This window comes from Azospirillum sp., from assembly GCF_035627195.1.
GTDB lineage: Bacteria > Pseudomonadota > Alphaproteobacteria > Azospirillales > Azospirillaceae > Azospirillum.
Genome location: NZ_DASPMG010000043.1, coordinates 47,727 through 72,971 on the forward strand (window position 1 = coordinate 47,727; position 25,245 = coordinate 72,971).

Here is a 25,245-nt window from a genome sequence, read left to right on the forward strand (position 1 = left end):
ACAAGAGGGCCAGAGGAATTGCAAGAGTGTGGCCAGCCGTCTTTTGTCGGCGGAACGACGGCCCGGGTCCTTGGGATCGCCCGTGTCACAACTGGAAATCGGTGCGGATAAGGTCTATCTGCGAACCCCGCCTTGCGGCGACCAGGAAAGCTTCTTGATGCGCAAAGTCCTCGTTGTTTTCGGAACCCGGCCCGAGGCCATCAAAATGGCTCCGGTCGTGCATCGCTTGAGCACCGAGCCCGGTCTCCAGCCCATCGTGTGCGTGACCGGCCAGCACCGTTCAATGCTCGATCAGGTGCTTGACCTGTTCGAGATTCGTCCCGACTACGATCTCAACATCATGAAGCCGGGGCAGACTTTGGCCCAGATCACCACCGCCGTGCTGGAAGGCGTGGAGCGGGTGATCGGGGAGTGCGCGCCCAGCCATGTGCTGGTTCACGGCGACACCACCACCGCCATGGCGGCCGCGCTCGCCGCCTTCTATCGTCAGGTGCCGATCGGCCATGTCGAGGCGGGCCTGCGCACCGGCGACCTGAAGCGCCCCTGGCCGGAGGAGATGAACCGGCGGGTGGTTGACAGCATGGCCGACCTTCTGTTCGCCCCGACCGAGGGATCGCGCCGCAACCTGCTGGCCGAAAATCTGGGCGACCGCCGCATCCTGGTCACCGGCAACACCGTGATCGACGCCCTGCTGCATGTGGTGGCGCGCATCGACGGCGACCCGGCGATCAAGCGCGCGATGGAGGAGCGTTTCGCGTTCCTCGACCCGGCCAAGCGGCTGGTGCTGGTCACCGGCCATCGCCGCGAAAGCTTTGGCGGCGGGTTCGAGCGCATCTGCACGACGCTTGCCCGCATGGCCGATCGCGACGATCTGGAGATCGTCTATCCGGTCCACCTCAATCCAAACGTGCGTGAGCCGGTTCGGCGCATCCTGGGCGACCGGCCGCGCGTGCATCTGATCGAGCCGCTGGATTATCTGCCGTTCGTCTATCTGATGAACCGGTCCTGTCTGATCCTGACGGATTCCGGCGGCATCCAGGAGGAGGCGCCGTCGCTCGGCAAGCCTGTGCTGGTCATGCGCGACGTGACGGAGCGCCCGGAAGCCGTGGAAGCCGGCACCGTCAAGCTCGTCGGGACCGACGCCGATCGCATCCTGGAGGGTTTCACGACCTTGTTTGACGACCCGGCAGCCTATGAGAAGGCCAGTCTCGCCCATAACCCCTACGGGGATGGGCATGCCAGCGAACGTATTGTGAAGGAGCTGCTTCGTGCGACACCCGTTCAATAAGATCTCGGTCATCGGCCTTGGCTATATCGGTCTGCCGACCGCCGCGACCATCGCCAGCCGCGGCATCGAGGTGGTCGGCGTGGACGTGAACGAGCGGGTGGTTTCCCTGATCAGCCAGGGCGAGGTGCATTTCAGCGAGCCCGACCTCGACATGCTGGTCAAGGCGGCGGTGACCACCGGCAAGCTGCGGGCCACCCGGAATCCCGAGCCGGCGGAAGCCTTCATCATCGCCGTGCCGACGCCGATCGTCGCCGACAAGCGCGCCGACCTCAGCTACATCGAGGCGGCGGCCCGCTCCATCGCCCCGGTGCTTCGGCCGGGCACGCTGGTGGTCCTGGAATCCACCTCGCCGGTCGGCGCCACCGCCCAGCTGGCCCGCTGGCTGGCCGAGCAGCGCCCCGACCTGAGCTTCCCGCACCAGAAGGGCGAGCAGGCCGACATCCTGATGGCCCACTGCCCCGAGCGCATCCTGCCCGGCCGCATGGTCACCGAGCTGGTCGAGAACGACCGCATTCTCGGCGGCATGACGCCGCGGTGCGCCGCCCGCGCGCTGGAGCTGTACAAAACCTTCGTCAAGGGCGCCTGCCTGATCACCGACGCCGACAGCGCCGAGCTGGTCAAGCTGACCGAGAACGCCTACCGCGACGTCAACATCGCTTTCGCCAACGAATTGTCGATGATCTGCGACCGGCTGGAGCTGGACGTCTGGCGCGTCATCGAGCTGGCCAACCGGCACCCCCGCGTCAACATCCTGAACCCCGGGCCGGGGGTGGGCGGCCACTGCATCGCCGTCGATCCCTGGTTCATCGTCGAAAGCGTGCCCGAGATGGCGCGGCTGATCCGCACCGCGCGCGAAGTCAACGATCACAAGCCGTTCCATGTGCTGGAGCAGATCCGCCATCACGCCGAGCGCTTCAAGGCGCCGGTCGTCGCCTGCCTGGGGCTGGCCTACAAGGCCGACGTCGACGACCTGCGCGAGAGTCCGGCGGTGGAGATCGTCTCCCATCTGGCGGGGGAGAAGCTCGCCCGGATGCTGGTGGTTGAACCCTTCGTCGAGGCGCTGCCCAAGGAGCTGGCCGGTTTTGACAACGTCGTCCTGGCCGACCTGCGCGAGGCGCTGAGCCAGGCCGACATCGTGGTGCTGCTGGTCGACCACTCGATGTTCCGGGCGGTGACGGCGTCCCAGCTTCTCAACAAGATCGTCATCGACACCCGCGGCTTCTGGCGCGACCGGCCGGCGGGCTGACGCGGGCATGGCTGAACCGGCCGCGGCGGGGTTGGCCCCGCCGCGGCCGGTTTTTTTATGTCTCCCGCGTGCCGGCTTCGGCGGGGCCGAGCGCGCGCAACAATGGCCCGGCCACACCTTCGAACGCCGCCACGTCCTGCGGCGTGAGGAAATCCCGCCACGCTCCGACCTTGCCCTCCCGGAACACCCCTTTGATCGGAATGCCCTTGCCATCGCGGCAAGCCTCGATCTGGCGGTCGACCCCGGCGGTGGAAAGATTCAGAGCCGCCAGCAGGTCGGTCAGCACGCCGACGGGATTTTCGGCCAGCTCTTCGTAGTGGACGGTGCGCGGCGCGTGGAGGAACTGGCAACGCAAGGCCGCCTGGGCGTAGGTTTTCCACATTTCGGCCGCGTTTTCGATCGTTTTTGGGGCTCCCTTCCACCAGCTGTCCTGGTTCTGGCCGACATGGATCATCGAGGTCGCGACGTCCCGGCCGTCCCGCAAGACGAGGACGAGCGCCGCCCGGGGGAAAACGCGGCGGATGCGATCGACCTGCAACAGATGATAGGGGGTCTTCTCCACCACCACCTTGCCCGGATTGGCCTGCGATAAACGCTGGAACCGCGCCGCGATCTCGGCATCGCTCAGGGCGCGGTTGGGAGTGAAGATGTTGGTTTCCTGGGTGGTTTTGTCGTTGATGCGGATGTCCAGGTTGTCGACCGTGGCCGCGACCGCGTCGGGATGGGCCGCCAAGAGATTGAGCAGCCAGGTCGTGCCCGAGCGCGGAGCGCCGACGATGAACACCAGGTTCCCTCCCTCGTACCGCTCGGGAGGGGGGAGGGTGCGATCCCGCCGGTTGTCGAAGGGGCCGCCTTCGAACGGTTCGGTTCGCTCCGGATCGAGTTCGAACAGACGCGGCGGCCCAAGGACCGCCGTGCCGGAATCGCTCAGGCCGATGGCCAGACGGAAGCTGACGGTATCGGCGGCGGCGCGGAAGACAATCTGGTTGGTGCCGTTCTGCAACTTCAGACGGAGGCGGCCGACACGCTTGTGGTCGTTGTATTCGAGAACCCAGAGCCACAGGCGGGGAGCCCCGTCCTCGACCGACACCGTCAGGTCCAGGGCATGCACCGCTCCCGCCTTCATGGGCCACAGGCTCGGGTTTTCCGGGGGGCGGATGTGAATTCCGGGCGCGCTCGCCAAATAGGCGGACTCCTTCGCCGCCAGGGTCGAAACCAGGCGCGCCGTCCCGTTCTCGGCCAGGGACGCCCGATAGCCGGGGACGGTCCCGGCCGTCCACTGCAACCGGCCGTCGGCGGCGGCGAAACCCAGGCCGGGATGATCGACGCGGACCCGCTGACGGCTCAGCCGGCCGTTGCACGCGCCCTCGTCGAGGCTCATGGTGTAGAGCGCGTCGAGCAAACGGTCGATCGTCGCCTGTCGATAGGTGGATTCGATCAGCCCGGCGTAGGTGGCGCGCAAACGGTCGGCAAACTCGCCATCGCCGATGATCCGGTCGATGTCGCGCAGCATCGCGCCGGGCGCATAGTCCTTATGCTTGTTGCCGATGCCGCCGAAATTGGTGTGCATGCCTTGGAGCAGGCCGTCGCCTTGCAGAATGCCGACGTACTTCTTGCTGCCGACGGCGATCACCGGCACGCCGCAAGCCATGGCCTCCAGGGCCGAGCGCCCGGGCGCCACGACGATGTCGGCTTGCCGGAACAGGTGCGCCAACTCCGCCGCCGGACGCCAGCCCTCGAAGCGGACCAGAGGACGGCCGGTCCGGGCGTTGAGTTGGGCGGCGGCCTTTTCCAGATCAGGGCGAAGCACGCCGTCACCGGCCATGACCCAGTGCAGGTCCGACCGGCCGGTTTCCGCCATGGTGCGCCACGTTTCCTGAATGATATCCAGGATGAACGCCTTGTCCTTGTCGAAGCGCGAGGCGAAGACGATGGTGCGTTCTCCGTCGCCCGGGGCGGCCGGCGGCGCGGCGGCCCGGCCGCCGCCGGGCCGGTGCAGCAGGGCAGGCACGGCGCGCAGGGTGCGGTTGACGCAATCCAGCAGCCCCCGGGGCGGGGGCGGAAACCGGCTGGGAGACGCGTCCGGCCGGAAGACCTCGGTATCGACCCCGTTGCGCAGGACCACCACCCGGCGCGGCTCCATCGCGGTGTGGGCCAGAATATGATCGCGCAGCGCGTCGCTGACCGCGCACACCATGTCGACGCACGGAGCGTAAGTCTCCAGATCGTCGGTATACATGCCGTGGATGGTCAGGAAGAAGGGCACGCCCAGGGTTTGGGCGACCTTGAGCCCGACCCGCCGCGCCGCGAAAGGATGGGCATGCACCAGATCGATGCCCGGATGCCTCAAAGCCTTGGCGACGTCCTCGTCCGGGTCGCGGAAATGGGAGGTCACCACCCGGCCCCCCGCCGCCCTGGCCCGCTCGGCGAAAGCGCCCGGCCGGCACATGACCGTGCAGGTGTGCCCCCGCGACCGCAGCGCCTTGATCTGCGCCATGGCGTGCTCGTGGAGACCGCCCAGGCTGGCGTTGAAATAGATGGGAAGAAAAACGTGCATCCGTGTCTCCAGGCGGAGATGGCCATCTCCGCGGTGAGGCCAAAGGACCGGCCTCTGGTCACCGGACCGCCTTCCGGGAGAACGGCGGGCCGCGTGATGAATCCGAATTGTATCGACTTGCCGGCCGGAGGCAATATCGTCGAGCGAATGTGGCGGTTCGATAATCGCCATTGACACTTCGGAACAGGTTCGTTACGAGGGGGCAGTTTCGCGCTGTTTGTTGCGCTTTCTGCGGTGGCTTCTGTTCGGTTATTGCCACCGTTATTGGTTTTAGCCAAACTCTCGCCAGTTTTCCAAACGGCCATCTCTTGACATGAAGCTTCTTGCCGTCGCCAATTTTGTTCAACAGAACCTTGGCGGTATCGCTCTGCTTGATACCGAGCGGGCGTCTTATGATTGGTTGCAGGTGATCGACCTTGAGGAAAGCTTCCCTCGGGTAGGTTTTCGCGACGGCGCCCTTCTGGGCGACCGGATTTATGCGATCAACAATTGCGCTTTGTATGTTTTCCGCGTCAGCGGTTCCAGCGACGGGCCGGTCATCGGCCTGGAACGGCGTGTGGCGCGGCCGGAGTGGTTGCCTTCCACCGCCAACGGCGGCGGCCTGCTGGCCGTTCATGCCTCCGCCGCGCGCGCGCGCGTCCTGGTCGTGGCGACACGGGCCGATACCATCGACGAGTTCACCCTGGACGGCGATTTCGTCGACAGCCGCCACGTCCTGTCGGTCTGTCCCGCTCTGTTCGGCGGGGTGACGCCGACGGGTGCCGGCGCGCGCGGGCTGACTTTCCTGAATGGCTTGGCCGAGGATGCCCGCGGGCGTCTTTTCGCCGTCCTGGGTGAAATCCGGGGGACAGGACGGGGCGCGGTGATGTCCTGGGATACCGGCGAGGTGCTGCTGTCCGACCTTCCCATGCCCTATGGCGCCCGCATCCACGAGAACAGCTTCTATGTCTCGTTGGCCGAGGACGGGGTGATCCGGGAATACGAGCTGGCCGACGGCGCCCTGGAGAGCGTGGCCGGGGCCACGCCGCGTCTGCTGCGTGCCGGGATCAGCGATCCCGACCGGCCCGACAGCCCGCGCTTCCTGCGCCAACCCGTGATCGTGGGCGACAAGATCTGGTGCCCCGACGCCCACGGCAGCCGCTCCGCCGAGGTTCACTGCCTGCCGCACCTCGTGCAATTCGGCCGGACGAGCGGCGCTTTCGAACGCGCCATCTTCGTCCCGACCAAGGCGCCCCTGTCGCCCCCCATGCTGCTGGGCCTGCAGCCGGTGCCGGCGGCCTGGCGGGACTGGCTGCCGCCGGCGGTCGCGCCGCGCACCGAGATCGGCCCGAAGTCTCTTGCCAAGGCCCTGGGGCTATCGCGCCCCGCCGCCAGGAAACGGGGCCGCGAGCCGGTGCCGACGGTGCCGGGCGAGGCGGCCGTCCCGCCATCGGAGCTGTCTTCCCCGGCCAAGGGCAGCGACCGGCCGGTCGTCATCGACTTCGACCAGGTCGGCATCTCCTATCAACGGCTGGAACGCAGCGGGCTGGGGCGTCTGCTGCGCGGCCGTCAGCCGTTCTGGGCCCTGCGGGACGTCTCCTTCGCCATCCGCGAGCGCGAAACCGTGGCCGTGATCGGCCGCAACGGGTCGGGCAAGAGCACCATCGCCAAGGTCATCGCCGGGGTGTTCCAGGCCGATCGCGGCGCGGTCCGGGTGGACGGGCGGGCCTGCATCCTGACGTTGGGCACCGGCTTCAAGAGCAACCTGTCGGGCTACGACAACATCTTCATCAGCGGCGCGCTGATGGGCGCCTCGCGCCGGGAGATCAGCCGCAAGCTGGACGAGATCGTTTCCTTCGCCGAGTTGGCCGACTTCATCGATGCGCCGGTGCGCGAGTACTCCTCGGGTATGCGCTCGCGTCTGGCGTTTGCCATCGCCACCGCCATGACGCCCGACATCCTGGTGCTCGACGAAGCCCTGGCGGCCGGCGACCACGCCTACCGCGAACGGGCGCGCACGCGCCTCAGCCGCCTGATCGAGGCGGCGCGCTGCATGATCTTGATCTCGCACCAGATGTCCTTCGTGCGCGAAACCTGCCAGCGGGTCATCTGGCTGGACAAGGGGCGCCTGATCATGGACGGCCCGACCGAGCCGGTGATCGACGCCTACATGCGCTTCAGCCGCGACGCCTCGCGCTGACGCTTCTCCCGCCGCCAGCCGCCACCGTCAGATCATCTTTGGAATGACGCGCTGCTGCGCCTGGAGCAGGGCGGTTCCCAGAAGAACGAGAACCAGCGAAACGGCACCGCAGGCGCCGACCGCCGCCATGTCCGGCGCCACGCCGTCCAACAGCACGCCGCGATAGGCCGGCAGCAGGGTGGCGAGCGGATTGAGCATGAACAGCGTCTTGGCGAACTCCGGCACCCGGTCCGATTCCAAAACCAGCGACACGTCGTAGAGCACCGGGCTCAGGAACCACCAGGCGCGCAGGATGGCCGACAGGCTGTGCTCCAGATCGCGGACATAGACATTCACGATGGACACCAGCACCGACAGGCCGAGCGTGAACAGGAACTGAACCAGGAACAGCGGCACCAGATACAGCAGTTCCAGCCCGGGCACGCGCAGGGCGAACAGCAGGACCACCGCCACCCCCAGGAGGGTATGGAACAGATTGGCCAGGATCGGCGCGACGATCAGGCACAGCAACGGAAAGCGCACCTGGAGGATCAGGTTGCGGTTGCGGACGAAGGTTCCCGCCGATTGCGACACGCTTTGGGAAAACCACTTCCAGACGATCAGCGCGCTCAGCACGAAGACGTGGTAGCCGGGGCCGCCGCGTCCCATCATGGTGTGCAGAACGAAGTAGTAAACGAACATCATCGCCAGCGGTTCGAAGAACCACCACAAAGGGCCGAGCCGGGTATTGACGTTGCTGGCGCGCAGCGTCGCCCAGGTCTGGACGACGACGACGTAACGGTAGCGCCAGACCTCTTTCAGCATATCGATCATTGGCTTCGCGTCGGGGGCAGGCGGAGGAAAGGGTGGGCTGCTGAACCGAGCCCGCGAGGGCTTCATAGAGAGTGCCCGAGCGCGCCGCAAGCGCCATCCAGGAGTGCCCGCGTTCCACCCAGGCCCGGGCACGACGGTCTTTCGCAGGTCCAGGGCCGGACACGGGGCTTCGCCCTAGAACGCCCGCCCGATGATGTCGCCGATCCGCGTGAACCATCCCCACGGTTTGTCCGCGCCTTCGGGGCGATCGACCCGTTCTTCCACCAGCACCCAAGGGACCTTGCGCGGATTGTCCTTGCGCAGCAGGGTGAAACGGCCGGTGGGGAAGCAGCGGAGCAGATCCGCCTCGTCGAAGCGGAGCTTGTGGTATTTCGGCAGGGGCAGGGGCTCCTTGAAGGGAACGGTGATCAGAAGCTGGTGGCGGCAGACCCGGCGCAACTCGGCCAGGGCGCGCTCGAACACGTCGGGTTCCAGATGCTCCAGCACCTCCATGCAGGTCACCACATCGAAGGATCGGTCGGGGAACGCCATGGCCGCGGCGTTCATGGTCAAAACGTCGTAATTGTCCCTGATTTTGAAAAACATGCTGTAGCTTTTGATGTCGATGCCGATCAGCCGGTCAAAGGTTCGGGACTGGCTGACGCAATTGATGAAGGGGCCTTGCCCGACACCGACTTCGAGAAGGGAGTCGCCTCGGCACAGGCGGCCGAACACATGGCACACTCTTTTCCAATCGTTTTCGCCGAATCGCTCCGCCTTGTCCGGGAATCTTTTAAAATACTCATCGCGAACAAGGCTGACCGTCGGATGATATTTGATTTTTTTCAGTTCCAAGCGATTAATCTCGATCGCCGGATAATATTGATCCGAGGGAGCGTGTCTACTTATCGGCATGGGATGGGGTGTCGGAAATTCGTGAAACGTCCGGCATAGTAGTCTTGGCTGCCATCCCCTCTCAATTCAGCAATTAGAGATACTCCTTTGAGCAAAGGCATGTTTCATTCGCGCCATGCCCCGCCCGTGTCAATCCAGGCTGGCGTTCAGGTCCGGCTTTTCCTTGCTTTCCCCCTTGCCGCTCTTGGCGAGACGCCTGGCGCGTTCGGCCAACTCGGCGGCCACCTCGGGATAGCGGGTTCGGAACGCCTGTTGCTCATGCCGGATCAGCGCCAGGTGGGGCTCCAGGCTCTCCGGAGTCAGGCGGACGCCGAAGGACGAGCCGTCGGGCCCGGTTCGGCCGAACAGGGTGTCGAGGACCCGATCGCCGACCACGCTTTTGTAGTGCGAAACCTCCCAATAGCCGGCCATCTCGGTCTTCTTGTCGCCGGGGGGCGGCACCGGTTCGGTGGTGACCGGACTGTAGCCGGTGAAATCCCACAGATCGATGGTGGCGCCGGCCTGCCGCCGGGCCTCGACCATGGCGGCAAGCCGGCGCTTCCACGCCTCGAACAGCGGCCACCGGCCGGTCAGGTCGTACAGTTCAAGCCGGCGGGCGTGTACCGGGTCCAGGACGATCGACAGATGGATGCCGTGGGTTGCCGCGAACGCCAGGATGCGGTCGAAAGAGGCCAGCGGCGCGTCCTCAAGCTGGTTCCTGCGGTTTTGGACCGAGCGCAGGTAGATGTCCTCGCGCTTGACGAAGTCCCGGTGGTAGCCGCCGCTCCGCTTGACCTGCTCCAGTTTCGACCGCCACTCGCGCTGGCCGTTGCTGTGGTAGAGAATGGCGTTCTTGGGGGCGGCGCGGGCGGTCAGGGCCGCGAGGCTGGCTTCCAGGGCATCGCGGGAGAACAGGGGCAGCATGATCCGGCGCCAGTTCGGCGGCGTCGGTCGGCCGTCGGCATCGACGGCCAGGGCGGTTTCGTCGAAGCCCTTCTGGGTCGAGGTCTTGGCCAGGAAGCCGCCGAACTCCACCGACATCACCACATGGGTCAGCGGCCGGGTCTGCTGGGCGTGTTGCAGGTAGCGGGACATCTCGTACAAGGTGCCGCCGCTGAGCGCCAGGTTATAGACCGGGGCGACCGGCCAGCCGGGATGCGACGGGTCCAGCCCCAACTCGGCGCGCGACGTGCCCAGGATGATCGCCTGGGGCTTGATCCGCGCCACCGCGCGGGCCTTGCTCAGGCGCAAGGTGGTGTTGAAGCCGGCGGGCTCCAGGCCGGCGGGCGCGGCGCGGAACATGCCGTAGGGATCGACCCACCAGTTCAACGCCACGATGCCGAGCGCCGCGCCGAACAGCAGCCCCAGGAAAGCCCGCAGATAGCGGCCGTGGCCTTCTTCGGTCCCGCCGGGATTTTCGCTCTCAGAAGTCAAAGTACAAAAACTCGCTGATCTGAGTGAGGTTGAGCAGGGCCGCCAGGGCCAAGCCGGTCATGGCCACCGACCAGCGCAGCGACGGCCGCCAGGCCAGCCACGCCGGCGGGCCGCCACCCTCCTCGGCGGGGATGTTGAGCGCCGGCCGGGCGGAGCGCATAAGCTGAAGGGTGTTGGGCGCGATCAGGCACAGCGTCAGCAGCAGACCGGCGGCGGCGAAGCCCTGGGCCAGCATGGCCAGGGTGGCGGCCTTGGCCGGCAGCAGGGCGTTCAGACCGGCCATGCCGCGCAGCACCCCCAGGGCGACCGGCACGGACTCGGCGCGAAAGAAGACCCAGCCGATCACGACCACGGTGAAGGTCAACAGCCACGACGCGCCCCGCGCCGTCGCGCCCGACCGCCCGGCCGTCGGCCGGACGACGCGCCACAGATGATTGACGGTCAGGCTGGCGCCGTGCAGCGCCCCCCAGATGACGAAGGTCCACCCCGCCCCGTGCCAGATGCCGCCCAGCAGCATGGTCAGGAACAGGTTGACATGGCGGCGCGCCGGTCCCTTCCGGTTGCCGCCGAGCGGGATGTAGAGATAGTCGCGCAGGAAGCGCGACAGGGTGATGTGCCAACGGCGCCAGAAATCGATGATGCTGGTGGCCTTGTAGGGCGACCAGAAGTTAACCGGCAGCCGGATGCCGAACATCAGGCCCAGGCCGATGGCCATGTCCGAATAGCCGGAGAAGTCGAAATAGAGCTGAAGCGTGTACGCCAGCGCGCCCAGCCACGCCTCCGCCAGCGACAGGGCCTGCCCGGCGTTGGCCGCCGTGAAGATGGCGTTGGCGTAAACCGCCATGCCGTCGGCGATCACCGCCTTCTTGAACAGCCCGAAGGTCAGGACCGTCAGGCCGACCGCCAGATTGGTCAGCACCGGCTGGGGGCCGCCGATCCGGCGCAACTGCGGCAGGATCTCGCTGTGATGGACGATGGGTCCCGCGATCAGTTGCGGGAAGAACATCACGAAGGTGCCGTAGGCCAGATAGTTCCGCTCCGCCGGCCGTCCCGTGTAGACGTCGATCAGATAGGCGATCTTCTGGAAGGTGAAGAAGGAGATGCCGAGCGGCAGGGCCAGGGCTTCGACGGATAACCCGCTTCCCAGGACCGCGTTCAGGTTGTCGACCAGGAAGTTGGTGTATTTGAAATAGCCAAGCCCGAACAGATTGGCGGCGATGCCGAACACCGCCAGCGGCCGACGCCACCGCGTGGCCCGGCCGACCGCCAGACCGATGCCGTAGTTGAAGGTGATCGAGCCCATGATGAGCGGCAGATACTGGGGATACCAGTATCCGTAGAATACCATCGAGGCGGCAAACAGCCAGCTGGCGTAGAAATTGACGTTGCGCAAACGCCGTAGGATGTAAAATCCCGCCAGCGTGACGGGCAGGAACACGAACAGGAATTCCGCAGAATTGAACAGCATGAATGGGACCTGTCGTCAGTCCTGCCGCAGGCGCATGAAGCCGCGTTCGGCGCCTCCGGGAATGCGATCGGAAAACATGGGGAAAAAGCCGGAGTTTCCCATGAGAGACGGCGATCCTAACCGCAATCCGGGCCGCTATCAACGGCTATCGCTTTTCGATTTCTTATAGGGATTGATACAGGTTGCGGTAGCGTTTGGCGATGCCATCCCAGGCGCGGTGATCCACCACCCACGCCCGCGCCGCCCGGCCCAGCCGCTCCCGTTCAGCGGCGTCGAGCGCCAGCCGGCGCAGGGCCGCCGCCAGCGCGGCGGTGTCGTCGGGCGGGCAGGACAGGCGGCTCACCCCCTCCTCGCCGAACTCCAGCAGCGGCGGCAGGGCCGAGACGATCAGCGGCTTGGCCATGGCCATGATTTCCAGCGCCTTCATCGGCGGCACCGCGCGGCACACCGGCAGGTCCCGTCGGGGCAGCGGGCAGATGTCGAACACGCTGTAGAGCGCGCGCATCCGCGCGAACGCCACCGGCCCGGTGAAGACGATGCGACCGCCGGACCGCCGCGCCCGCCGCCGCAACGCCGCCGCCGCCGGGCCGCCACCGGCGACGACCAGCCCGAGGTCCAGCCCGTCGGCGGCGAGGGCGGTCACCGCGTCGATCAGCCGGTCGACGCCTTCATAGCCGTTGAGCGATCCGGCGAACCCCACCACCGTGCGTCCCTCCATCCCCAGCTCGCGCGCCAGGGCGGCGTCGCGCGGGGCGGGCTCGAACAGGGCCGGGTCGACGGCGTTGGGCATGACGTGAATCTTGCCCGGCGGCACGCCGAGCCGGACGAGTTCGTCGCGCAGACAGGCGGCGATGGCGACCACCGCGTCGCAGGCCCCCAAGGCGGCCATCTCCATGGCCTGCTGGTAGCGCGCCAGCTCGCTGCCGGCGAATTCCGGGTCCTCGGCCGCCTGGGTCAGGAACCACAGGCCGCGCACCTCGTAAACCACGGGCAGGCCCAGCCGCCGCCCCGCCTGGGCGGCGGCGAGCCCGTTGATGAAGTTGGAATGGGCATGCAGGACGGCGGCCCCGCTCTCCTCGGCCAGCTTCGCCAGGGCCTCGGCGTAGGCGGCGATATAGGCGTCGTCCGGGCTGCGGTTGATCGCGACACCGGGCGCCGACAGATGCTGGTAGACCACGCCGCCCGGCTCCGCCGTCCCGTCTCCCGCCACCAGGCCGAGCCGGTAAGCCGGCGTCACCAGGCCGAGCCGGTAAGCCGGCCGGTCGGCCGGGAAGTTGGGCCGGGTGGCGGCGTGTGCCGTGACGCCGAGGGTACGCAGGGCGCGGAGCAACGCGTCGCTGCGCCGGGCATAGCCGGCCTGGTGGAAGGGCAGGGAGCTGGACAGGGCCATCAGCACCGGCCCGTTCTCCGATCCGTTCGCTGCCGGTCGCCCGGGAACCCGCGACGGCGGCGCGGCGGGATGACCGTCGGCGATCACGGCGAGCATGGCGTCCAGGCGCGCCGCCATGCGGTGGGCGCCGGCCGGGCGGGCCGTTCCCAGCTCGCGCCGGGCGCGGGTGACATGGCCGTTGCGGCAGATGTAGTGGGCAACGGCGAGCCGGATGGCGGGGAACAGGGCGTAAAGCGGCCACCGCGGGCCGCGCAGGGCCGGATGGGTCAGAAGGTCGAGCAGACGGCCGCGTCGCCGCGTCGCGGCCTCCGCCTTCGCCTTGAGCGCCCGCCACGGATGGAGATCGATCGTCATGAGCGCGATACTATGCCCTGGCGAAGGCCGTCGCCACTCCCGACGGTGCCATGCCCTCGTGCGCCTTGGCGCTATCGAGGCCGGGGGTTCCCGGTGTATGCATCGCTGCCCGGCGGATCGGGCACCTTGGGTTCGATCTTACCGGGTGTGGGATGGGCGGACAGGAAAGCATCATGGGTGCGTACCGGCAATTTCCCCTTGCCTTTTTCGGGTTGCTTCTCATCGCCGTGGCGGCCCCGCTTGCCAGCATCCTCGTCCTGCCCGCCATGGGCGCGCTTCCTCTGGTCGGCGCCGTCGTGTGCCTCGCCGGATCGCTGTGGGCGACACGGCGGCCGCCGCCGGTGGACCGGACACTGGCCGCCGGTCTGGCGGTCCTGCTGGCGTGGGCGGCGACCAGCGCCCTGTGGGCCGCCGATCCCGGTTTCGCCGCCGGCCGGGTGTTGCGGCTGGCCTATCTGACGGCCGGCGGCCTTGTCCTGCTGGCGGCGGCGCAAACCCTGGAGGCGGGGCATAAACGCCTGCTGCTGGCCGTCTTCGTCGCCGCCGTGGCGGTCGGGATCGCCCTGCTGCTGGAAGAACTCCTCCTCAACTATCCCCTCTACCGCGCGGTACGCGGCATCCCGTCCCGGCCGCGCGTCCTCCCGTCGGTTCTCAACCGTGGGGCGATGGTCCTGGCGGTGCTGGTGTGGCCAGCCATGCTGGCGGCTCGCCGGTTCGTCCCCGCCTGGGTCGCCGCCCTGCTGCCGGTGACGCTGTTCGGCGTGCTGCTGGGCACCCAGAGCCAATCGGCGGCGCTGGGCATGGCCACGGCGGGCGGCGTCTACCTGCTGGCCGCCCGGGCTCCGGCGGTGGCCCGGCGGGGCCTGACCGCCGTGCTGGTCGTGGGCGTTCTGGCCGCCCCGTGGCTGGCGCTCGGCCTGCACGACGCCCAACCGTCGTTCCTCACCGACTGGCGCACCGCCTCGGCGGGAGCCCGCATGGAAATCTGGGACGCGAGCGCCCGGATGGCGCTGGAAAAACCGCTGTTCGGCTGGGGGATGGAGGCGATCCGCTCCACCCCGGACCTGTTCCAGGAACCCGTGGTCTTCATGCGCAACCGTGACACCACCATGCACCCGCACAACGGGCCGCTCCAGGTCTGGGTCGATCTGGGGCTGGTCGGCGTCGTCCTGACGCTGGGCATCCTGGTGCAGATCGTCCGGCGGATCGGCCGGCTGAGCGGCCCGGCCCACGCCACGGCGCTGGCGCTTCTGGCCATCGTGTGCACCGTTTCGACGGTCAGCCACGGCCTGTGGCAGAGCTGGTGGATCGGCCTGATCAGCACGGCGGCGGCTTTTCTGGCGATGGCCGCCGATGATCCGGCCCGGCGCCGGCAGGCAGAGGGCGAGGGCGCCCTGAAGACGGAGATGCATGGCCCATGGCCCGCATCCTGGTGACCGGCGGCGCCGGCTACATCGGTTCGCACACCTGCAAGGCGCTGGCGGCGGCAGGCCATGTGCCGGTTACCCTCGACTCGCTGGCGGGCGGGCATCGCGCCGCGGTGCGCTGGGGGCCGCTGATCGAGGCGGACCTGACCCAACCCGAGGCCCTGCGCGCCGCCCTGGCGCGCGAGCCGGTGGAGGCGGCGCTGCACTTTGCCGGCCTGATCCAGGCGGGTGAGTCCATGACCCGGCCCGGGCGGTACTACCGCATCAACCTGACCGGCAGCCTGAATTTGCTGGATACCCTGGTGGCGGCCGGGGTTCGCGCGGTCGTCTTTTCCTCGACGGTGGCGGTCTACGGCAACCCGCGGTCCGTGCCCATCGTGGAGAGCCACCCGCTCTCGCCGGTCAATCCCTATGGCGAAAGCAAGCTGGCGGTCGAGCGGGCGCTTGGCTGGTACGGGGCGGCGCACGGCGTGCGCTGGACGGCGCTGCGTTACTTCAACGCCGCCGGCGCCGATCCCGACGGCGAGCTGGGCGAGGCCCACGAGCCGGAAAGCCACCTGATCCCGCTGGCCATCGACGCGGCACTGGGCCGGCGTCCGCCGCTCAAGGTCATGGGCACGGACTATCCCACGCCGGACGGCACCGCCGTCCGCGACTACGTCCATGTTTCGGACTTGGCGCGGGCCCATGTCGCGGCGATCGAGCGGCTGTTGGCCGGCGGCGATCCCCTGGCGGCCAACCTGGGCGCCGGCCGGGGCTATTCCGTGCGCGAGGTGGTGGCGGCCATCGAAACGGCGACCGGCCGCCCCGTTCCCCGCCAGGAAGCCCCCCGGCGGCCCGGCGACCCGCCGGTGCTGGTGGCCGACCCGTCGCGGGCGCGCGACATCCTGGGGTGGGCGCCCCGCCTGTCCGACCTGCCGACCATCCTGGCCACGGCGTGCGCGTGGCATCGGCGGCTGGCGCCGTCCCCGGAAAGTCCGGCCAGGGAAGAGGCGGGGCGATGGTGACGACCGCCCTGCCCGGTTGGGCCACCGCCTGGGAGCGCGCGGAAAGCGCGCTTGCCCGCCTCGACGAGCGCCTGAAGGGCCACCCGGCGCGCGAAGGCTGGCTGGCGCGCACCGTCGCCGTCGATGCCTCGGCTTCGGCGGCGCTGGAGGCGGCGTGGGTGGAAAGCGAACGTATCGCCCTGTGGGAAAGCGACGCGGCGGAAGCACCGGCCGATTCCGCGTTGCGCCTGGGCTACGGCATCGTCCGGGCGTGGCGGGCGGCGGCACGGGCCGAGGCCGGCGAGGTGCTGACCGCCGACGGCATCCTGGAACTGCACGGCCGCCTGATCGGCGCCGACTCCCTTCCCCTGGTGGGGGTGGACGGCGTGGACAAGATCCTGGCGTGGCTGGAAACCTTGGAGGAGCTGGAGCGCACTCCGGCCCTGCCGGCGGCAGGGCTGGCGCTGGCGGCGTGGCATCGCCTCGCCCCCTTGCGCCACGGCGAGGCCACCGGCCGTCTCCTGACGGCCGTCTATCTCTGGCGGCGGGGCAAGACGCAAGGGCCGTTCACCCCCATCGCGCGGGGCTTCCGCGAGGGGCTGGCCGACTACCGCCCCTTCGATCCGCCCGAGCGCTGGCTGCCGCTGTTCCTGAGCGCCGTGGCGCGCGGAGCGACGCAGGGAGTGAAGGATCTGGCGGCGCTGACCCTGGCGCGCCAGCGGCTGATGGAGCGGTGCGAGAGCCATCGCCGCAACTCGCGGCTGGCGCAGGTGGTGACGCTGCTCATCGACCGGCCGGTGGTGTCGTCGGGCGACGTGGCGCAGGTGGTGGGCATGACGCGGCGCGGCGCCATGATGCTGCTGGAAGGGCTGGCCGGCGCCGGCGTCATCGAGGAGGTCAGCGGCCGCGAACGTTTTCGCCTTTACCGCGCGATGCGGTGAGGGCCGCGCCTTATTCCGGCGGCAGAAGGCAGGTGAAGGTCTTCTGGCTGGGGTGGAAGAGCGTGCAGGCGGCCGCGCGCTCGGAGCGGGGCTCCACGTAGCGGCCGCACTGGGCGAATACCAGCCGATCGATGGCCTCGCGGGTGCTTTCCTTGTCGGACAGCGGGTCGTGGCAGATGGTGAAGCGCCGCTCCACCCCCTCCGGGACCGAGAAGTCGCCGCTGTTCTTGATGTACGCCGCGTCGTCGAAGCGCGAGGACGAGCAGCCGGCGGCAAGGAGGGCCAGGAGAAGGACGGCGGCGCGGGTCATACCGGCGGCTCCCCGTTCATGTAGGCGGTGAAAGCTTCCCGGACCTGGGCGGTCGGCGTCGACCAGTCTTCCCACGCGGTCTGGCGGAACAGGCGCATGGTGGGATACCAGGGGCTGTCGGAGCGCTCCAGCATCCAGCGCCAGTCGGCGGCATAGAGCAGCATCGTCCACGTCGGCACACCGAGCGCGCCGGCCAGATGCGCCGGCGCGGAATCGATGGTGATGACCAGATCCATCTGCATCATGAACTGGGCCATGTCGTGGAAGTCGCGGATATGGCGACCCAGATCGGTGACCAGGCCGGAGAAGCCCAATTTGTGGACGTCGTCGGCGCGCCCCCCCATCTGCAGGCTGTAGAAGGCAACGTCGGCGCGCCCGAACAGCGGCGCCAGCGCCGTCAGCGGACACGAGCGGTCGCGCGGCTTCAGCTTGCCCGCCCAGTTGATGCCGATGCGGCGCGTGGTTCCGCCCACCGGCGGCAGGGCGTAGGCCGGGTCGCGGGGGATGGTGATATAGGGCACCTGGCGCGGCAGCGTCTCCAGCGTGGTGCCCAAGGTTCCGCTCAGGCTGAGGAGCGGCAGCTGGACATCGTGGGGCACCGGCGGCGTCCCGGCTTCCATGAAGCCGGCCACGCCCTCGACATGCTCCAGGAGGCGGCGAAGTTCGGGCTGGCTTTCGACGATGATCCGCGCGCCGCGCGCCGCCGCCTGCGGGATGAAGCGCATCCACTGGATGGCGTCGCCAAAGCCCTGCTCGGTGGTCAGCAGAAGGGTCTTGCCGTCCAGGGGCGCGCCGTTCCACGCCCGGTCGGTGAGGCGGCGCGACTTGGCCTTGTCGGTTTTCCAGCGCCACTCGTATTCGCGCAAGCCCTCGGTGTAGCGGCCCAGCATCAACAGCGCCAGCGCCCGGTCCCAGCGGCAGTTGGTGTGATCCGGGTCCATCGCGAGGCCGCGGTCGAAGTGGGCGATGGCCCGCTCCATGTCGCCCATGTCGCGGTAGACGATGCCGATGTTGTGGAGCAGCGTCGGGTTGAGGTCGCCCAGTTCGCCCGCGCGGGCATGGGCCGCCAGCGCCCGCTCGAACAACCCCAGCTCGCGCAGCGCGTTGCCCATGTTGGTCCAGGTGCCGGGGGCGCCGGGGTTGAGCGCCAGCGCCCGCTCGTAGCTGGCCACGGCGGCGTGATGATGGCCCAGCGCCCGCAACGCCACCCCCATGTTGTTGAGCACGTCCGGCTGGGTCAGGTCGTGCTGGGTGTAGCGGGCGTAGCAGTCGAGCGCCTCCGGCAGCCGCCCGGCATGGTGATGGCGCAGACCTTGGTCGAGCAGGGCCTTGAGCTGGCTGGCGTCCATGGTGACGAAACCCCTTCGGAGTGGGCGGCGGATGGGCGAAGACGTCTGGTTTTATCGGGTTTGGAGCGAATTTGCGAGCGTCCGGGCGGTGATCAAAACGGGAGACGGCGCGGGAGGGAATATCCAGGGCTGACAAGGAGTTGCCGACGCGGCACGATGGCGGGGTCTTTGTGGGTTATGGCCGGCGGATCGGGATGTCGATGTTTCAGCGGGATTTGGACATGGCGGCGCGGCATCTTCAGGCCGCCCGGCTGCCGGAGGCCCGGCAGGCCTGCGAGCGCGTTCTGGCGGTGGCGCCGGAGCATCCGCCGGCGCTCCATCTCCTGGGGATGACGCTCATTCGGCAGGGGCGGGTGGGCGAGGGCGAAGCGCTCATCCGTCGGGTGCTGGCGCTCCAGCCCGATGCCGCCGACGCCCTGTCCAACCTGGCGGTCCTGCTCAAGGGGCAGGGCCGGCTGGACGAGGCCATCGCCCTGTCCCGGCGGGCCGTCGACCAGCGCCCCGACCATCCCGAAATCCGCGTCAATCTCGGCAACGCGCTGCTGGCGGCCGGTCGGCCGGGCGAGGCCGCGCGCGAATACCGCCACGCCCTGGGCATCCGGCCCGACTGGGTGGATACCCTGGAGCGGCTGGCCGACGCCCTGATGCGCCTGGGCCAGCGTGAGGACGCCGGCAACCTCCTGGCCCATGCCATCATCCTGCGGGCCGGTCTGAGCGAAAGCCGCTACAGCATCGACCACGGCCTGCCCATCGCCAAGCGGCTGGCGGCGGCGGAGGCGGCCTGCCGCCGGCTGGTCGCCTCCTTGCCCGACCACGCCGACGCTCATTTCAAGCTGGCCGGACTGCTGCAAATGCAAGGGCGGGGGGGCGAGGCGGTGGAAATGTACCACCGTGTGCTGGCCCTGGACCCCGGGCACGCCCAGGCGATGTCGAACCTGGGGGTGGCGTTGCGCAAGCTGGGCCGCCTCGACGAGGCGTTCGAGGTGTACGACATGGCCGTGCGCACCGATCCCACCAACGCCGACACCTTCTACAATTACGGCAACGGCTTGCAGTCCCGTGGCCGGCTGATGGCGGCCATCGCCAACTTTCGCCGGGCGGTGGAATTGCGCCCCGGGCTTTTGCTGGCCAACCAGAACCTGTTGACGGTTCTCAACTACACCACCGGGCTGTCGCGCTCGGAGGTCTTTGCCGAGCACCGCGCCTTCGCCGCCCGGCACGCCGCCGCCCTGGCGGGGGAGAGACGCGCCACGACGCGGGACCGGGACCCGGAGCGGCGGCTCCGGGTAGGCTACGTCTCTCCCGATTTCTGGCGCCATTCGTGCGCGTATTTCACCTTGCCGCTTCTGTCCAGTCACGACCGGCGCCAGGTCGAGGTGGTCTGCTATTCCGACGTCAAGCGCCCGGACACCTTCACCCAGGCGATCCGGGCCAACGCCGACCTGTGGCGCGAGACCTTCGGCGTGAAGGACGCGGCGCTGGCCGATCTGATCCGGGCCGACGGCATCGACATCCTGGTCGACCTGAACGGCCATTTCGCCGACTCCCGCATCCTGACCTTCGCGCGCAAGCCGGCGCCGGTGCAGGTGACGTGGCTGGGCTATCCCAACACCACCGGCCTCGACGCCATGGATTACCGGCTGGTGGACGCCGTTACCGACCCACCCGGCGACGCCGATCCCTTCCACACCGAGAAGCTGGTCCGGTTGGCTCCCGTCTTCCTGTGCTACCGCCCTTCGCCGGACGCGCCGGAGCCGGTGCCGCCGCCCGGCCCGACGCGCGGTTATGTGACCTTCGGCTCGTTCAACAACGTCTCCAAGATCACCGACGAGGTGGTGACGGCGTGGGCGGGAATCCTGGCGGCGGTGCCGGGCTCCCGGCTTTTCCTCAAGGCCCGGCAACTCGACGACGCCGGCACCCGCCGGCGGCTGGCCGCCTTGTTCGAGGCGCGCGGAATCGCGCCCGACCGGCTCGACATCCGGCCCTGGAGTGCGATGAGCCAGGATCATCTGTCGCTCTACGGCGAGGTGGACGTGGCCTTGGACCCGTTCCCCTACAACGGCACGACGACGACCTGCGAGGCGCTGTGGATGGGCGTGCCGGTGGTCAGCTTGAGGGGCGACCGCCACGCCGGGCGGGTGGGGGCGAGCCTGTTGTCGGCGGTCGGGCTTGGCGATCTGGTGGCCGGCGACGCGGTGGCCTATCACGCCCTCGCCGTGGCTTTGGCCCAGGACACCGGACGGCTCACCATGTTGCGGATGGGCCTGCGCGAGCGGATGCGGGCCTCGCCCCTGTGCGACGGACCCGGCTTCGCCCGCCGGGTGGAGGGCGCCTACCGCGCCATGTGGCGGCGCTGGTGCGCGGGGCAGCCGCCGGTTCCGTTCGCTCTGGCTCCCGGCCCGGCGGGGCGGTGAAGGATCAGCGCTCGGGGTGCCAGCCGTTGGCCGACGGAACCTGCCCGGCCTCCTGGGCGATGACCTGGAGGTCTGAGTCCACCATCTCGTGGACCAGATCGGCGAAGCTGGTCGTGTGCCGCCAGCCGAGCTTGGCGTGGGCCTTGGCCGGGTCGCCGAGCAGCAGGTCGACCTCGGCCGGGCGGAAGTAACGAGGGTCGATCTCCACCAGCACCTTGCCGGTACCGGCGTCGAGCCCCTTCTCCTCGACGCCGTGGCCCGTCCACTCGACGGTGCGGCCGACACGGGCGAAGGCCAGTTCGACGAATTCGCGCACCGAATGGGTCTCGCCGGTGGCCAGCACGTAGTCGTCGGGCTCGTCCTGCTGGAGGATCGCCCACATGCCCTCCACGTAGTCGCGCGCGTGGCCCCAGTCGCGCTTGGCGTCCAGGTTGCCGAGATAGAGCTTTTCCTGGAGGCCCAGATGAATGGCGGCGACGGCGCGGGTGATCTTGCGCGTGACGAAGGTTTCGCCGCGGATCGGGCTCTCGTGGTTGAACAGGATGCCGTTGGAGGCGTGGAAGCTGTAGGCCTCGCGGTAGTTCACCGTGATCCAGTAGGCGTAGAGCTTGGCCACGGCATAAGGCGAGCGCGGGTGGAACGGCGTGGTCTCGCGCTGCGGCGTCTCATGCACCTTGCCGAACAGCTCCGAGGTGGAGGCCTGATAGAACCGCACCGTGTCGCGCATCTTGAGGATGCGGATGGCCTCCAGAAGCCGCAACGTGCCGATGCCGTCGGCGTTGGCGGTGTATTCCGGGGTGTCGAAGCTGACCTGGACGTGGCTTTGCGCGGCAAGGTTGTAAATCTCGTCGGGCTGCACCTCCTCCATGATCCGGATCAGGTTGGTGGCGTCGGTCAGATCGCCGTGATGCATGAAAAACCGCGTGGCCTCGTGCGGGTCTTTATAGAGGTGGTCGATGCGGCCGGTGTTGAAGGAAGAGGAGCGGCGCTTGATGCCGTGAACCACATAGCCCTTCGACAGCAAGAACTCGGCAAGGTAGGCACCATCTTGGCCGGTGATGCCGGTAATCAGAGCGACGCGTGACAAGGACTCTCTCCCAATCGGCGAATGGACTTGGCCGTTTGGCAGTCACTATCCCCTGAATGAAGGAGTGTCAACGAACGTCTTTACGACCTTATTGAGAGTATATCGCCGCCCCATGCCCGGATTCCGTCTTTTTCCCGATGCCGGCTTTGGCTGTGACGGCGGGCACGGCGGGCGGGAGCGTCCGGGCGCAGGACAAAGAGGTGTGACACCCGCGCATCCCGCCGGGTGTGCTCTGGCGGGCCTTTCGGCCTTGCCGTATGGTGCCTGTCATGGACATCGCCCTCATCCTGGCCCTTTGGCTGCTTCTGGTTTCGGCCTGTGTCCTGGCCTTGGTCTACGTCTGGCGCTGGTCGCCGCAGGCCCGGTTCCGGCAGCGGGCGCGGGGGCTCGCGGGGGCGGTCCGCGAAAGGCCGGGCGAGGGGGACGAGGCCGGGGCGCGGCGCAAGCTGATCCAGGGCAAGCTCAAGGAGTTGGAAGGCCAGCGGGCGCGCCGCCGGCGCGGCACCTTGCGCCAGCTTCTCCTGCAATCGGGCCTGCCGCTGTCGGTGCGCGGCTACGTGCTGGTCAGCCTCGGCGTCGGCCTGGGCGTGGCCGTCTCGCTGGTGCTGTTGCGCCTGAGCCCGCCGGTGGTGGCGCTGGGGGCGATGGGGGCCGCGTTGGGCCTGCCCAAGGCCGCGCTGGGCCTCAAGGCCCGAAAGCGCCAGCAGGCGTTCACCGCCCATTTCGCCGAGGCGCTGGACGTGCTGGTGCGCGGCACCCGCTCGGGCCTGCCGGTGGGCGAATGCCTGCGCATCATCGGCCGCGAGTTGCCCGACCCGGTGGGGTACGAGTTCCGCATGCTGGTGGAGGCGCAGCGCGTCGGCATGACCATGGAGCAGGCGCTGGAACGCGCGCTGGAACGCATGCCCACCACCGACCTCAAGTTCTTCGCCATCGTCCTGGTGATCCAGCAGCAAACCGGCGGCAACCTCGCCGCCACGCTGGAGGGGCTGGCCAACGTGCTGCGGGCGCGCCGGCGCCTGAAGGACAAAATCCAGGCGATGTCGTCGGAGGCCAAGGCCTCGGCGGCGATCATCGGCTCGCTGCCGTTCCTGGTCGCCGGTGTGCTGTGGCTGGTCAACCCCGGCTATATCGGCCTGTTGTTCAGCACCACCTCCGGCACCTACATGCTGGCGGGCGGCGGGCTGTGGATGACGCTGGGCGTGCTGGTGATGCGCCAGATGATCAACTTCCGGATCTGAGGGGAGGGCACCATGGTCGAGAGCTTCTTCGCCTTCCTCACCGACCCCGCGTCGATGATCGTGCTGGTGGCCTCGCTCAGCGCGTTTTTGACGGTGATGGCGCTGATCCTGCCCTATGTGCGGTCCGACCCGCTCGCCGGCCGGTTGAAGACGGTGTCCCGGCACCGCCATGCCCTGCGCGCCCAGCAGATGGAAGCGTTGCAGCGCAAGTCGCGGCTCAGGCGCGACCGGCCGTCGCCGCTCAAGACCCTGGTGGAGCGGCTGAAGCTGCGCGACCTGTTCGCCGGCGAGGATCTGCGCACCAGGCTGGTTCAGGCCAACTGGCGCGGCCCCAACGCCGTCGCCCTGTTCGTGACGGCCCGCGCGCTGGCGCCGCTGGCGTTCGCCGGGGTGGCGGGTTTCCTGCTGTTCGGCTCCAACACCTTCACGCTCAAGCCCCAGGTGAAGGTGGCGATCACCTTCGGCGCGGTGGTGGTCGGGGTGTACCTGCCCAACCTTCTGATGTCCAACGCCATCCAGAAGCGCCAGCAGACGTTCGCCGAGGCGTTGCCCGACGCGCTCGACCTCCTGCTCATCTGCGTGGAGGCGGGCCTGTCCATCGAGGCCGCTTTCGGCCGGGTGGCGCAGGAGATCGGCGCCTCGTCGCCGGCCCTGGCGCAGGAACTGGAACTGACCACGGCGGAGCTGGCCTATCTGCCCGAACGCCGGCAGGCGCTGGAGAACCTGGCCCTGCGCACCGGCCTGCCGGCGGTGAAGGCCGTCACCACCACCCTGATCCAGGCGGAGAAGTACGGCACGCCGCTGGCCTCGGCGCTGCGCACCGCCGCCCAGGAAAGCCGCGACCGCCGCATGGCGGCGGCGGAGAAAAAGGCCGGCTCGCTGCCCGCCCGGCTGACGGTGCCGATGATCGTGTTCTTCCTGCCGGTGCTGTTCGTGGTGATCCTGGGGCCGGCGATTATCCAGATCACCAGCCGGTGACCCCGCCACCCGTCATGGCTTCATTTTAGAATGCAGCAGCAGCCGGCAAGGGCAGGGTACGGCTGATTGAAACTCCTGTTCGTGGGATCTGGCGGAGGATATAACCCAAACAGATGCCTTCCTTGCCGGAATGGAGCTTTATCTTTCAGGCGCGCCGGGGTTTTGTGACGTGAGCGAGCAACTGCAATACCTGCAAAGCTATAAAGCTGTGGTGGACGCCAACCTCGCGGCTTTCCCCGAAGACGAAGCCATGTCGCTGGCCGTCGGGGGCGAATACGAGCTTTTCGGAACCCTGGAGCGGCAGTTGCTTCGGCAGTTCGGTCTGGCCGATGGGCATCATGTCATCGATATCGGGTGCGGTTCCGGCCGTCTGGCGACGAAGCTGGCGCCTTTTCCCGGTATCCGCTATTCCGGCACCGACATCGTGCCGAAGATGCTGGAGTACACGCGCCGCAAGTGCGTATCCCGGCCCGACTTCTCCTTTTACCGTGTCGAGAAGATCGAAGTTCCCGAAGCCGTTTCGGCCGGCGACTTCGTGACGTTCTTCTCCGTGTTCACCCATCTTCTGCATGAAGAGTCGTATGTCTACCTGGAAGAGGCCTACCGTGCGCTGAACAAAGGCGGCAAGGTCGTGCTGTCCTTCCTGGAGTTCGGGATCGAACACAACTGGTCGGTCTTCATGGCCAACGTCGACTGGGTCCGCAAGCGGGCCTATCTCGGTCACATCAACGTCTTCATCAACCGCGGCGATCTCGCGATCTGGGCGGAGAAGATCGGCTTCCGAGTCGTCGATGTCATTTCCGGCGACACGCCCTTCATCGAGATCGGCGACGATCAGGCGAGCGAGAAGGTGCCCGGCGGCCGTCATGCCTTCGGCCAATCCCTGTGCATCCTGGAGAAGCCCTGAAGA

The 25,245-nt window shown here is 68.2% G+C and carries 19 protein-coding genes; 10 read left to right on the top strand and 9 right to left on the bottom strand.

The window, feature by feature from the left end; translation table 11 throughout:
• Positions 1–82: 82 nt before the first annotated feature.
• Positions 83–1,288, top strand: a complete 1,206-nt coding sequence (gene wecB, locus VED21_RS03665) for a non-hydrolyzing UDP-N-acetylglucosamine 2-epimerase (protein WP_324880951.1) — start codon at positions 83–85, stop codon at positions 1,286–1,288.
• Positions 1,269–2,534 carry a UDP-N-acetyl-D-mannosamine dehydrogenase gene (gene wecC, locus VED21_RS03670; RefSeq protein ID WP_324880952.1) on the top strand — a complete coding sequence of 422 codons (1,266 nt, stop codon included), beginning with the start codon at positions 1,269–1,271 and terminating at the stop codon, positions 2,532–2,534. The genes wecB and wecC overlap by 20 nt, the downstream gene beginning before the upstream one ends.
• A gap of 55 nt (positions 2,535–2,589) precedes the next feature.
• Here wecC and VED21_RS03675 read toward each other — a convergent pair whose 3' ends face one another.
• Positions 2,590–5,091: a sulfotransferase gene (locus tag VED21_RS03675; protein WP_324880953.1), complete on the bottom strand. Its 2,502-nt coding sequence runs from the start codon at positions 5,089–5,091 to the stop codon at positions 2,590–2,592.
• Between the two features lie 496 nt (positions 5,092–5,587).
• Between VED21_RS03675 and VED21_RS03680 the strand changes: the two genes are divergently transcribed.
• The gene (locus VED21_RS03680; RefSeq protein ID WP_324880954.1) at positions 5,588–7,270 is read left to right on the top strand and encodes an ATP-binding cassette domain-containing protein; all 1,683 of its coding nucleotides are present in this window, start codon (positions 5,588–5,590) and stop codon (positions 7,268–7,270) included.
• Positions 7,271–7,297: 27 nt separating this feature from the next.
• Here the strand turns inward: VED21_RS03680 and VED21_RS03685 are convergent, their stop codons facing one another.
• The 5 genes from VED21_RS03685 to VED21_RS03705 all read right to left on the bottom strand — a co-directional run bounded on the left by VED21_RS03685 (position 7,298) and on the right by VED21_RS03705 (position 13,602).
• Positions 7,298–8,083: an ABC transporter permease gene (locus VED21_RS03685; protein WP_324880955.1), complete on the bottom strand. Its 786-nt coding sequence runs from the start codon at positions 8,081–8,083 to the stop codon at positions 7,298–7,300.
• Positions 8,084–8,257: 174 nt separating this feature from the next.
• Positions 8,258–8,917: a class I SAM-dependent methyltransferase gene (locus tag VED21_RS03690; RefSeq protein WP_324880956.1), complete on the bottom strand. Its 660-nt coding sequence runs from the start codon at positions 8,915–8,917 to the stop codon at positions 8,258–8,260.
• A gap of 189 nt (positions 8,918–9,106) precedes the next feature.
• Positions 9,107–10,390, bottom strand: coding sequence for a hypothetical protein (locus VED21_RS03695; protein WP_324880957.1), 1,284 nt, complete (start codon positions 10,388–10,390; stop codon positions 9,107–9,109).
• Positions 10,380–11,858 (bottom strand): MBOAT family protein, encoded by a 1,479-nt coding sequence (locus VED21_RS03700; protein WP_324880958.1) that lies wholly within the window; start codon positions 11,856–11,858, stop codon positions 10,380–10,382. Before VED21_RS03700 ends, VED21_RS03695 begins: the two co-directional genes overlap by 11 nt.
• A gap of 163 nt (positions 11,859–12,021) precedes the next feature.
• On the bottom strand, positions 12,022–13,602 hold the full coding sequence (locus VED21_RS03705) for a glycosyltransferase (RefSeq protein ID WP_324880959.1): 1,581 nt from the start codon (positions 13,600–13,602) through the stop codon (positions 12,022–12,024).
• A gap of 173 nt (positions 13,603–13,775) precedes the next feature.
• On the opposite strand from VED21_RS03705, the gene VED21_RS03710 reads away from it, so the two are divergent.
• The 3 genes from VED21_RS03710 to VED21_RS03720 are packed head-to-tail and all read left to right on the top strand — an operon-like array spanning position 13,776 to position 16,956.
• Positions 13,776–15,038, top strand: coding sequence for an O-antigen ligase family protein (locus VED21_RS03710; RefSeq protein WP_324880960.1), 1,263 nt, complete (start codon positions 13,776–13,778; stop codon positions 15,036–15,038).
• Positions 15,020–16,036 (top strand): UDP-glucose 4-epimerase GalE, encoded by a 1,017-nt coding sequence (galE, locus tag VED21_RS03715; RefSeq protein WP_324880961.1) that lies wholly within the window; start codon positions 15,020–15,022, stop codon positions 16,034–16,036. The genes VED21_RS03710 and galE overlap by 19 nt, the downstream gene beginning before the upstream one ends.
• The gene (locus VED21_RS03720) at positions 16,030–16,956 is read left to right on the top strand and encodes a DUF1612 domain-containing protein (protein ID WP_324880962.1); all 927 of its coding nucleotides are present in this window, start codon (positions 16,030–16,032) and stop codon (positions 16,954–16,956) included. The genes galE and VED21_RS03720 overlap by 7 nt, the downstream gene beginning before the upstream one ends.
• A 10-nt stretch (positions 16,957–16,966) precedes the next feature.
• On the opposite strand, the gene VED21_RS03725 is transcribed toward VED21_RS03720, so the two are convergent.
• Together VED21_RS03725 and VED21_RS03730 are read right to left on the bottom strand one after the other, a co-directional pair.
• Positions 16,967–17,266 carry a hypothetical protein gene (locus VED21_RS03725; RefSeq protein WP_324880963.1) on the bottom strand — a complete coding sequence of 100 codons (300 nt, stop codon included), beginning with the start codon at positions 17,264–17,266 and terminating at the stop codon, positions 16,967–16,969.
• Positions 17,263–18,615 (bottom strand): tetratricopeptide repeat-containing glycosyltransferase family protein, encoded by a 1,353-nt coding sequence (locus VED21_RS03730; RefSeq protein WP_324880964.1) that lies wholly within the window; start codon positions 18,613–18,615, stop codon positions 17,263–17,265. The genes VED21_RS03725 and VED21_RS03730 overlap by 4 nt, the downstream gene beginning before the upstream one ends.
• 221 nt (positions 18,616–18,836) lie before the next feature.
• Here VED21_RS03730 and VED21_RS03735 point away from each other — a divergent pair, with 221 nt between their 5' ends.
• Complete coding sequence (locus VED21_RS03735; RefSeq protein WP_324880965.1) at positions 18,837–21,029, top strand: tetratricopeptide repeat protein; 2,193 nt, start codon at positions 18,837–18,839, stop codon at positions 21,027–21,029.
• Positions 21,030–21,033: 4 nt separating this feature from the next.
• Here VED21_RS03735 and gmd read toward each other — a convergent pair whose 3' ends face one another.
• On the bottom strand, positions 21,034–22,116 hold the full coding sequence (gmd, locus tag VED21_RS03740; RefSeq protein ID WP_324880966.1) for a GDP-mannose 4,6-dehydratase: 1,083 nt from the start codon (positions 22,114–22,116) through the stop codon (positions 21,034–21,036).
• A gap of 269 nt (positions 22,117–22,385) precedes the next feature.
• Between gmd and VED21_RS03745 the strand changes: the two genes are divergently transcribed.
• The 3 genes from VED21_RS03745 (at position 22,386) to VED21_RS03755 (ending at position 25,242) form a co-directional block, all read left to right on the top strand.
• Entirely contained in the window at positions 22,386–23,357 is a 972-nt protein-coding gene (locus VED21_RS03745; protein ID WP_324880967.1) for a type II secretion system F family protein, read from the top strand.
• Between the two features lie 12 nt (positions 23,358–23,369).
• On the top strand, positions 23,370–24,335 hold the full coding sequence (locus tag VED21_RS03750) for a type II secretion system F family protein (RefSeq protein WP_324880968.1): 966 nt from the start codon (positions 23,370–23,372) through the stop codon (positions 24,333–24,335).
• 169 nt (positions 24,336–24,504) lie between these two features.
• Positions 24,505–25,242, top strand: coding sequence for a class I SAM-dependent methyltransferase (locus tag VED21_RS03755; RefSeq protein WP_324880969.1), 738 nt, complete (start codon positions 24,505–24,507; stop codon positions 25,240–25,242).
• Positions 25,243–25,245: the final 3 nt, after the last annotated feature.

Coding starts and splice junctions, on each gene's coding strand:
- VED21_RS03675 (WP_324880953.1), bottom strand. CDS start 5,091: ATGCACGTTTTTCTTCCCATCTATTTCAACGCCAGCCTGGGCGGTCTC.
- VED21_RS03685 (WP_324880955.1), bottom strand. CDS start 8,083: ATGATCGATATGCTGAAAGAGGTCTGGCGCTACCGTTACGTCGTCGTC.
- VED21_RS03700 (WP_324880958.1), bottom strand. CDS start 11,858: ATGCTGTTCAATTCTGCGGAATTCCTGTTCGTGTTCCTGCCCGTCACG.
- VED21_RS03705 (WP_324880959.1), bottom strand. CDS start 13,602: ATGACGATCGATCTCCATCCGTGGCGGGCGCTCAAGGCGAAGGCGGAG.
- VED21_RS03710 (WP_324880960.1), top strand. CDS start 13,776: ATGGGTGCGTACCGGCAATTTCCCCTTGCCTTTTTCGGGTTGCTTCTC.
- galE (WP_324880961.1), top strand. CDS start 15,020: ATGGCCCGCATCCTGGTGACCGGCGGCGCCGGCTACATCGGTTCGCAC.
- VED21_RS03720 (WP_324880962.1), top strand. CDS start 16,030: ATGGTGACGACCGCCCTGCCCGGTTGGGCCACCGCCTGGGAGCGCGCG.
- VED21_RS03725 (WP_324880963.1), bottom strand. CDS start 17,266: ATGACCCGCGCCGCCGTCCTTCTCCTGGCCCTCCTTGCCGCCGGCTGC.
- VED21_RS03730 (WP_324880964.1), bottom strand. CDS start 18,615: ATGGACGCCAGCCAGCTCAAGGCCCTGCTCGACCAAGGTCTGCGCCAT.
- VED21_RS03735 (WP_324880965.1), top strand. CDS start 18,837: ATGGCGGCGCGGCATCTTCAGGCCGCCCGGCTGCCGGAGGCCCGGCAG.
- VED21_RS03745 (WP_324880967.1), top strand. CDS start 22,386: ATGGACATCGCCCTCATCCTGGCCCTTTGGCTGCTTCTGGTTTCGGCC.
- VED21_RS03750 (WP_324880968.1), top strand. CDS start 23,370: ATGGTCGAGAGCTTCTTCGCCTTCCTCACCGACCCCGCGTCGATGATC.